10 protein-coding genes are annotated in these 7,263 nt (G+C 34.3%); all 10 read right to left on the bottom strand.

Features of this window, described 5'->3' with window-relative positions; translation table 11 throughout:
* Positions 1–107 precede the first annotated feature (107 nt).
* Positions 108–527, bottom strand: a complete 420-nt coding sequence (locus ACFFIX_RS27330; RefSeq protein WP_251157341.1) for a hypothetical protein — start codon at positions 525–527, stop codon at positions 108–110.
* Entirely contained in the window at positions 527–685 is a 159-nt protein-coding gene (locus tag ACFFIX_RS27325; protein ID WP_251157342.1) for a hypothetical protein, read from the bottom strand. The genes ACFFIX_RS27330 and ACFFIX_RS27325 overlap by 1 nt, the downstream gene beginning before the upstream one ends.
* 306 nt (positions 686–991) lie before the next feature.
* On the bottom strand, positions 992–2,461 hold the full coding sequence (locus tag ACFFIX_RS27320) for a flavin monoamine oxidase family protein (protein WP_251157379.1): 1,470 nt from the start codon (positions 2,459–2,461) through the stop codon (positions 992–994).
* A gap of 506 nt (positions 2,462–2,967) precedes the next feature.
* Positions 2,968–3,348 carry a retropepsin-like aspartic protease gene (locus ACFFIX_RS27315; protein ID WP_251157343.1) on the bottom strand — a complete coding sequence of 127 codons (381 nt, stop codon included), beginning with the start codon at positions 3,346–3,348 and terminating at the stop codon, positions 2,968–2,970.
* Entirely contained in the window at positions 3,345–3,593 is a 249-nt protein-coding gene (locus ACFFIX_RS27310; protein ID WP_126865130.1) for a hypothetical protein, read from the bottom strand. Before ACFFIX_RS27310 ends, ACFFIX_RS27315 begins: the two co-directional genes overlap by 4 nt.
* Before the next feature lie 191 nt (positions 3,594–3,784).
* Positions 3,785–4,327 (bottom strand): DUF4269 domain-containing protein, encoded by a 543-nt coding sequence (locus ACFFIX_RS27305; protein ID WP_378939750.1) that lies wholly within the window; start codon positions 4,325–4,327, stop codon positions 3,785–3,787.
* Between the two features lie 207 nt (positions 4,328–4,534).
* The gene (locus ACFFIX_RS27300; RefSeq protein ID WP_251157344.1) at positions 4,535–5,185 is read right to left on the bottom strand and encodes an HAD family hydrolase; all 651 of its coding nucleotides are present in this window, start codon (positions 5,183–5,185) and stop codon (positions 4,535–4,537) included.
* A 696-nt stretch (positions 5,186–5,881) separates the two neighbouring features.
* Positions 5,882–6,328 carry a hypothetical protein gene (locus ACFFIX_RS27295; RefSeq protein ID WP_251157345.1) on the bottom strand — a complete coding sequence of 149 codons (447 nt, stop codon included), beginning with the start codon at positions 6,326–6,328 and terminating at the stop codon, positions 5,882–5,884.
* Between the two features lie 301 nt (positions 6,329–6,629).
* Positions 6,630–7,064, bottom strand: a complete 435-nt coding sequence (locus ACFFIX_RS27290; protein WP_251157346.1) for a transposase — start codon at positions 7,062–7,064, stop codon at positions 6,630–6,632.
* A partial coding sequence (locus tag ACFFIX_RS27285) for a hypothetical protein (RefSeq protein ID WP_446686119.1) occupies positions 7,061–7,263 on the bottom strand: 203 nt, incomplete at its 5' end. The genes ACFFIX_RS27285 and ACFFIX_RS27290, both read right to left, overlap by 4 nt.

Here is a 7,263-nt window from a genome sequence, read left to right as displayed (position 1 = left end):
ATATTGGAAGGTTATTTGGCATGCCTAAATTTAGTTTAGCATGAAATACTTTAAGTTTTTATTGAAAAATGTTGACAAACTATTAGCTGGTTTAGTTCAACAAGAAGTTAACGTTGTATTTTCTTATCATATGTTTCAGCCACAAACACAAAGTCAAGCTGGTCTTTATTTATAAATACACTTGTCTTAGAAGGATAACCTGTTATTTCAGAAACAATATCGACCTCAACAAGGTCAAAACTTACATTATAAGCTTCTTCAACATCAAGTCCACCAGTTAAAAAATGTACCCCATCCCCAAATGACTTAAATACAAGTACCTTTTCTTCCAAATCATCTTTATCCATCTCAATCCACTCATCGTTTATTAAAGCTTTAAAAGAAGGGTGCTTTGGAATGCATTCAATATGATTTATCCCTTTATAGCATCTTAATGTAAACATATATGTATGGGTTTCATCCCCATTAATTTCAATACCATATTTAAAAGCAAAAGTATTGTATACCATCTCATAAAATAGTGGCATTACAATATCATCCCAAGAGTAGCATAAATTGGAATTAAATGCGGATATAAACTGACAATAGCTTGTTGGAAATTTAGTAAGATTGATGTATCTGAAATTTCTTGCAAAGCCTCATCTATTTCGTGTTCATAATCTTTTGAAAGTCTTTTATCAATCACATCATTTCCCCCTAAAATCAGTCCTTTAATAATGTAATACTTTAAGTACATTTCTTCACAATCTCCAATATATCTTATAGAAATGTCATATTCATTGTTAATGATCTAAACAATATGGCCCTAAAATGGAAAACGAGCGCTCATCCTTGTTCCAGGATAGCGCCCGATTGCTGAATAAAGAAAGGAGTAGCTGAATTCATCCAATATTAAATCTAAACTATCCTAAATTAATTACCAAAAGAAGAGAGTATTGCGTCATTCCATATAGACACATCTTAACTGTATCCGTATAAAATTTTTAAACGATTATTCATTTTTGTTGATCTCATATGCGGTACGTATGCCAGACTCAATAGCACCTTCGATCCAGCCATGAAATGAAGAGGTGTGATCCCCTGCAAAATGAAGTCTTCCTTCCGGCTGTCGAATTACTTCGGAAAAATTTTTCTCCTGGCCAGGGGTGTAGAGTGTAAAGCACCCGGCTGAATATGGATTTAGACTCCAATTAAACGAAACAGCATGCATGTATTCTTTATAAACTACATCACCATATATTTTTGCAAGATCCTTCAACACCACAAGTACCATTTCTTTCTGAGGTAAACTAGCCCAGGGTATGGCATCCCGTCCCCAGGTATAGCTCGCTAACAAAATCCCCGGACCTGAAGAACCAATCCCGTGGCTTGGAACATACGAGAATCTGGTAGGCAGATCAGAAATAACATTTCCAACCTTGTTCTTCTCCCAAAACCGATGTCTGAATTCAATTCCAATTTTAACCGCAGATACATTTATGAGTTCGCGAATAACCTGCCATTTTTTGAATGATATCGAATGATATGGAACAACATCAATGAATTGAAAAACAGAGAAGGGAACGGTCACAATGGCGAAGTCACCATCATACTGGTGCCTTTCTCCAGTTATAGTGTTTCTAGTTTGGATCCATATGCCCTTTTCCATCTGGAAAATCTTATCCACCTTCTGGTTCAACTGAATTTCTTGATTGAGCTCCCGCATAAGGGATAATGGCAAAAGATCGTTCCCACCCAGGATTTCTAGGAATTTTACCGTCTTACTAAAAATCGGGTAAATAATATCAGTTAGGATATCCACAAATGAAAACTCAGGAAACCCCTCAATACCCAGCATTACGCCTATACTTCGAATCGCGTTAATCGAGAGTGGCCTCCCAATAGGGTTAAATTGCAGGAATTCCTCCATGGAATACTCCGCATACTCGTCTTCTAGCCTTTTCTGTTCTTCAGGGGAACTACTTGAGTAAAGATCAATAAACGGTTGAGTGGCATCAAGGAAGAGCTCAGTTGCAGTTTTGCCCTTTTCATTTTCCTCAACGGGAAAATTTAAAATATCAGGATTTTCGTCATATGCTTTTCTCGTGGTTAACACATTATTTACATAAATCAAATCTTCTGGAGAAGAATTAATAAATTGATTCACAGGCAATCGGAACCGCCTAATATATTCAAGCACCAATTCATGATTATCAGGGATTCTCATGGCCCCAAAATCCATGTAATTACCTGAAGTAAACGGCTGTCTTACCGTGTAAACTCTCCCTCCAATCCGATGATTGCCTTCTAACACTGTCACTTGATGCCCTGCTTGCTTAAGCAAAGAAGCTGCAACAAGACCCGACATCCCTCCTCCAATAATAAGAACCTTTTTTGGACGAGACCCTTTGTCTAATCCATTTCTTATAATAGCAAGCATATCTTTCGGATAACTCAATAAAGCGAACCCGGACTCTCTCATCGCAGCACCCACCTTTCTGCTTATCAATATGTGGAAAAAAGGTGGGATATGTGGTCTCTATGCTTAACTATTGTCTGACTTTTGCAACAATCGCTCCCATTAGTAAACCAAACAACTTTGGTGTTTAATTTAGATATAAAAGTAATAAAGAAACAGCTCTACTTATAAACCGGTTTTTTTACTAAAACCCATTTTCTTTTTTAAATAGTTTAGATAACTATTTACTAACAGAGATCCAAAAATGCGAGTCTGTAACTTTGTGTATTAATGATTACTCCTTTATGGGGTCCAGGTATCTTTTCGCGGAAAACATACGCTAAGGTTTTGTTCAGAAAACCGTGAGTTAATTGACACCGCATTTCTACAGTGCTTTTTGAGGGTTAACTTTTTCTCGGACCCCTTTATTTCATAAAAAATACGCTTACCTTGTTACAGATAAGCGCCCGATTCTTGAATAACGAATTTCGCTAATTATTGCTTTTGTTTCGTATCAATTCATATTTTGATTAATGATTTTGAACTAATTCTAATTTTTCTAAATCAATGATAAACTTTCCATTCATTAAGATATCTAGTCCTATCAGACCATTGATACCCCAATCATTTAGATCTCCAAAATCTAACTTCATTTCTGAAATTCCGTGTGTACCTAACTTAATAAAATCAACTAGTTTTCGGAAAGAATACTCTTCACCGCCAATTCCATACGCACTTACCAGAGGGTCTCCATTTTCAAAGTAAATTCCTATATCATCAACAATGTCGGATGAGATTAGTGTATGAGCTGCACCAGTATCTATAACAAGCTTATCTATTATTTTCGTTTTGCCTTTATAAGAAATCGCCATTTTAACTTCTAGTAAACGATTTACCAATTCTAACTTCATAATCTCATACCTCTTAAACCAGTAGGGTTTCTCATTTCAATAACAATTTTTTCAGAACCTGTATGATAAACAATGGTATCACCTTTTGATTTAAGTAACTCTTTTGTAGCTAATTTAGAATCTCCAATAAGATTAATTAATGCAACATCCGTTACAATCTTTTTATCATTTTCTAAATAAAAACTAAGGATATTGAGTTTCACATATTGATCTGGATATATTTTACGAATTTCTTCCCATCTCATTGTTTATCACTCCTTGTTTTGTTTCTTATATTTACCATAGCATATTCCTATTACAACTTAAATAATTGCCTCTGTTAGTAACGCAAGAAAATTTAGAGATTAAATTACCGAACCTTGAGAACCCTTGAAATACAAGAAAAAGGACACTTTCATTACTCAAGAAAAGCGCCCGTTTGTTGAATAAGGCTATTTTAAAATATGTCTGTTACAATTCCTTCTTCAACTCCAAGTTGGATAAGACTTACATAAGGATCTCCAGTAATGCCTAAAAGTTTACAAAATGCTGGTTCTGTCTTGTATCCTTGTTTTTTTAGGTTTATCACTTTCTCTTTAAGATTAGGAACTTTTTGCAACAGTTTATGTTCAATAATCATATGGAGATACGCATTTTGCTTATGTAAAGGTTGAGCTTGACCAAACAATTCAAACTCAAAATTATTAAAGACAAAGTTCGCTTTAACGACTTCTTTTCCTCTTATAGTTGTTCTTTTCATCGTAAAGTTGTCTTTATTATAGTATAGAGTTTGTAGCTGTTCTGCAAAATGCTCTAACTCCTGTACCTCCATAATAATGTCTAGGTCTGACCCCACGATATCTATACCGATGGGTAGAGTTCCACATAGAACGGGATTGTAGGAACTCAACTCATTAAAAATATTCAGTTCCATGATTGCTGAATAAGCGTCTTGTTGCTTTTTATTACCCGTTTTCATCCCTTCAAATAAATCGATCAACAAATCACCATCCTCACCCTAAAGATATAAACTATTAAAAAACGTCTAGTAATTCAAGAATAGCGCCCTATTGCGGAAGGTCGTTATTCGGTTTGTTGGCGGCGGTAGTGTTATTCAACTCTTGCCCCCGTTACTTAACTAAATATAACTATTTAGTAAATATTCCACCAGAATAGTTGCAGGAATTTTAAATTTATTTACACAATACTAATTGATTGAATTGTTCTCCGTTTCAAAGTAATAATTAGATTCCATTTTCATTTGTTCCTTGATTTTAGGAATACTATGAGACCATCCAGCAGCCGCAAAATCCACATTACAACTTCTCGCCATCTCCATTCCAGGTTTAAGGTCATCTAACATTAGAGCTTCTGTTTCTTGAAGATTAAAGCGTTTCAAAATTTCCTTTAATGGGTAAGGGTGTGGTTTTCTCTGATGTTCAGGAAGTTCCCATCCAAAGATTGAATCTGGAACAAATCCACAATGGATAGAATAATCTCTTTCAATTCGGCTTCTCTCAGAATGAGAAACAACCGTCACAATTCCACCTTGTTTTTTAAATTCTTGGATTGTTTCAGTAAACATCTCATAAAAATCTGGTACAGTTGATTCGGTATATTTTTTCCATACTTCTTGCTGATGTTGAAGTTCTTCATCTGTAAATTCAATGATGTCTTTACATAAAGAGGAAAACCCTGGATTAAAACAGTATCCAACAAACTCATCAAATGTAATAGACCTCTCATTCGGTCGTAGATCTTTAAGGGCTTCAACAAAGGATGGATAATGTATTTTTGGTGTACTTTTTACCGCCGTATCGTCGTGGTCCAAGATTAAACATTTATATTTTAAAGCCATAAAATCCCCCTATAAACAAGTAATATCCCAAACATTTTAACATAATATTTTGAAGTAATTCCTTTTATCCTTATATTAAGGCGAATTTTTCTTTAGTTATAAAAACAACAATCGCCTATAACAGAGCCATTCAAATAAAAAACTTTATGGAAAATTAGAAACCTTCTTACATTAACCTATACGGTTACTTTAAGTACAAAACTTCACAATCTCTTCTAAACTTTAACCTACATATCTAAGAGTTGTTCAACAAAGGCCCTTTAAATAAAGATAGAGCGAAATTCTTTACTTCAGAATTGCGCCCGATTGCGGTACACTTTTTATCGATTATCTAAGACACCGCGATTGCTTAATACCAATTATTTCAAAACCAGTCGTACAAGCAATCTTTTTCTTCGCAAAAAAAGACGCTTTCCTTGTTTCGGAAATGCGCCCGATTGTTGAATAAGCATATCTATTTTTTAGTTTTATTTATGTCTTCAGAAGAACCAGTATAAGGATTAATTTCATACTTTAGTCTTACCCCTTACTTTTTTCTTCTTTGTTTATTCTACCGATTGAAGCGTAGTACCATAACCACTCCAAAACTGAATAGCACTCCAATAATTATAATAAAACCAGCTGTCTCCATAAAAACCCCCTTAATTTACCTCGCTTTGAAGTAACTCCATCCTTTAGTTTAGCAAGCATGCTATTCTAGTTTACAAACCTCTTGTAATAAACCAATAAAATAACAAGCAAGATAGGATTAATAATCGCTGAATATCCTAAATTCCACCATCCGTAATGAAAATATCCCCAAGGTTCGGGCAATAGGGTGATGGATTCATAGGTTAACAAACATACTTCCCAATAGATAAAATAACGTATTTGATTAATTAAGGAACTTTTAAAAGGATACCAATTCAAAAACATCATATTTACAGGTGGAAGTAACATAGTATTGGCTGGTAATGCTGCCCAATCGACATTTTTTGTAAAATACCAGTATGCATGATATTTCACATCTATGTAAGCATCAAAAGACATTTGAAATGCAGTTGTAAATGACCAGATATGGGCAATTTGTTTTGCCGATAAATTCTTATTAGTTTTGAAAGCAAGGACATTAAATATGATAATTGCGATAAAAAGTCCAATCATAATTTCCCCCTTTTTCTTCTTACAATATCCTTATTAAGTAATTTTCATCCCTTAGGTGTCTTATTACCTGCCCCTTTGATAAAAGAAAAAATGGACTGCTGAAACAGTCCATCGTTGTTCAATTCTTGCGCCCGATTGCGGAATATTGGAAAATGCCGAAAAAGCTGTAAAAATGACACCTAATTATTCTACTAGTCGAGTAGAAGGGAGTCTTTCTACCTTACGGTAGATTGTACTCCACCCCCCTCACAGAACCGTGCTTGAGTCTGTCTAACAAATAGTTTTAACTCCTTTGAAACTTCTAAATAAAAGAGGAAATTTTGATAAAACCATTAAAATTGTTTAATTTAGGTGAAAAACCTCCTCTTATCTTCCGTATTAACTCATTAACTCCAATTATATTTATTAGCCTTTTAAAATTGTAAGCAAGACAAATAAAGCTTACCTCAGTGTTTACTGATTCAAGCCCTCTTGTTAAAAAATATGTATAACCGAAATGTCGCTTAATGGTTCCAAAAGGATGCTCCACAATAGAACCTCTTTTTTGATAAATATCCTTTTTCTTAATCGTATTTTGAGTGATCACCTCAATAATTTCTTCTTCTTTAATCCTTGTTACAGCTCTCCCACCTTTAGACGATGTACACAAATCCTTTTTCCCACAAACATTGTAATCTTCGCAAGTATAGCGCTTATAATCTTTCCCATTTTGTTTCCCATTCCATTTAAAGTTCAAAACATAGCCCAATGGACACGTATAAATATCATTAGTACTATCATATTGAAAGTTTGTTTTATCAAAACCATTTTCAAGCTTTTCCTTTTTTCCTTTTTGACCTTCACCAGAATTTCTGTACGTTCATCAAATGCATCTATGATTTCAGACATATTATAATATCCTGTATCCGCCAATACCGTAATTTCTTCTTCCTTTA

Source organism: Metabacillus herbersteinensis (genome assembly GCF_042433335.1).
GTDB classification, from domain to species: domain Bacteria; phylum Bacillota; class Bacilli; order Bacillales; family Bacillaceae; genus Metabacillus; species Metabacillus herbersteinensis.
The sequence above is the reverse complement of the archived record's forward strand: the minus strand, read 5'-3'. Positions and strand labels throughout refer to the sequence as shown.

Coding starts and splice junctions, on each gene's coding strand:
- ACFFIX_RS27320 (WP_251157379.1), bottom strand. CDS start 2,461: ATGAGAGAGTCCGGGTTCGCTTTATTGAGTTATCCGAAAGATATGCTT.
- ACFFIX_RS27295 (WP_251157345.1), bottom strand. CDS start 6,328: ATGATTGGACTTTTTATCGCAATTATCATATTTAATGTCCTTGCTTTC.
- ACFFIX_RS27330 (WP_251157341.1), bottom strand. CDS start 527: ATGCCACTATTTTATGAGATGGTATACAATACTTTTGCTTTTAAATAT.
- ACFFIX_RS27315 (WP_251157343.1), bottom strand. CDS start 3,348: ATGAAGTTAGAATTGGTAAATCGTTTACTAGAAGTTAAAATGGCGATT.
- ACFFIX_RS27300 (WP_251157344.1), bottom strand. CDS start 5,185: ATGGCTTTAAAATATAAATGTTTAATCTTGGACCACGACGATACGGCG.
- ACFFIX_RS27310 (WP_126865130.1), bottom strand. CDS start 3,593: ATGAGATGGGAAGAAATTCGTAAAATATATCCAGATCAATATGTGAAA.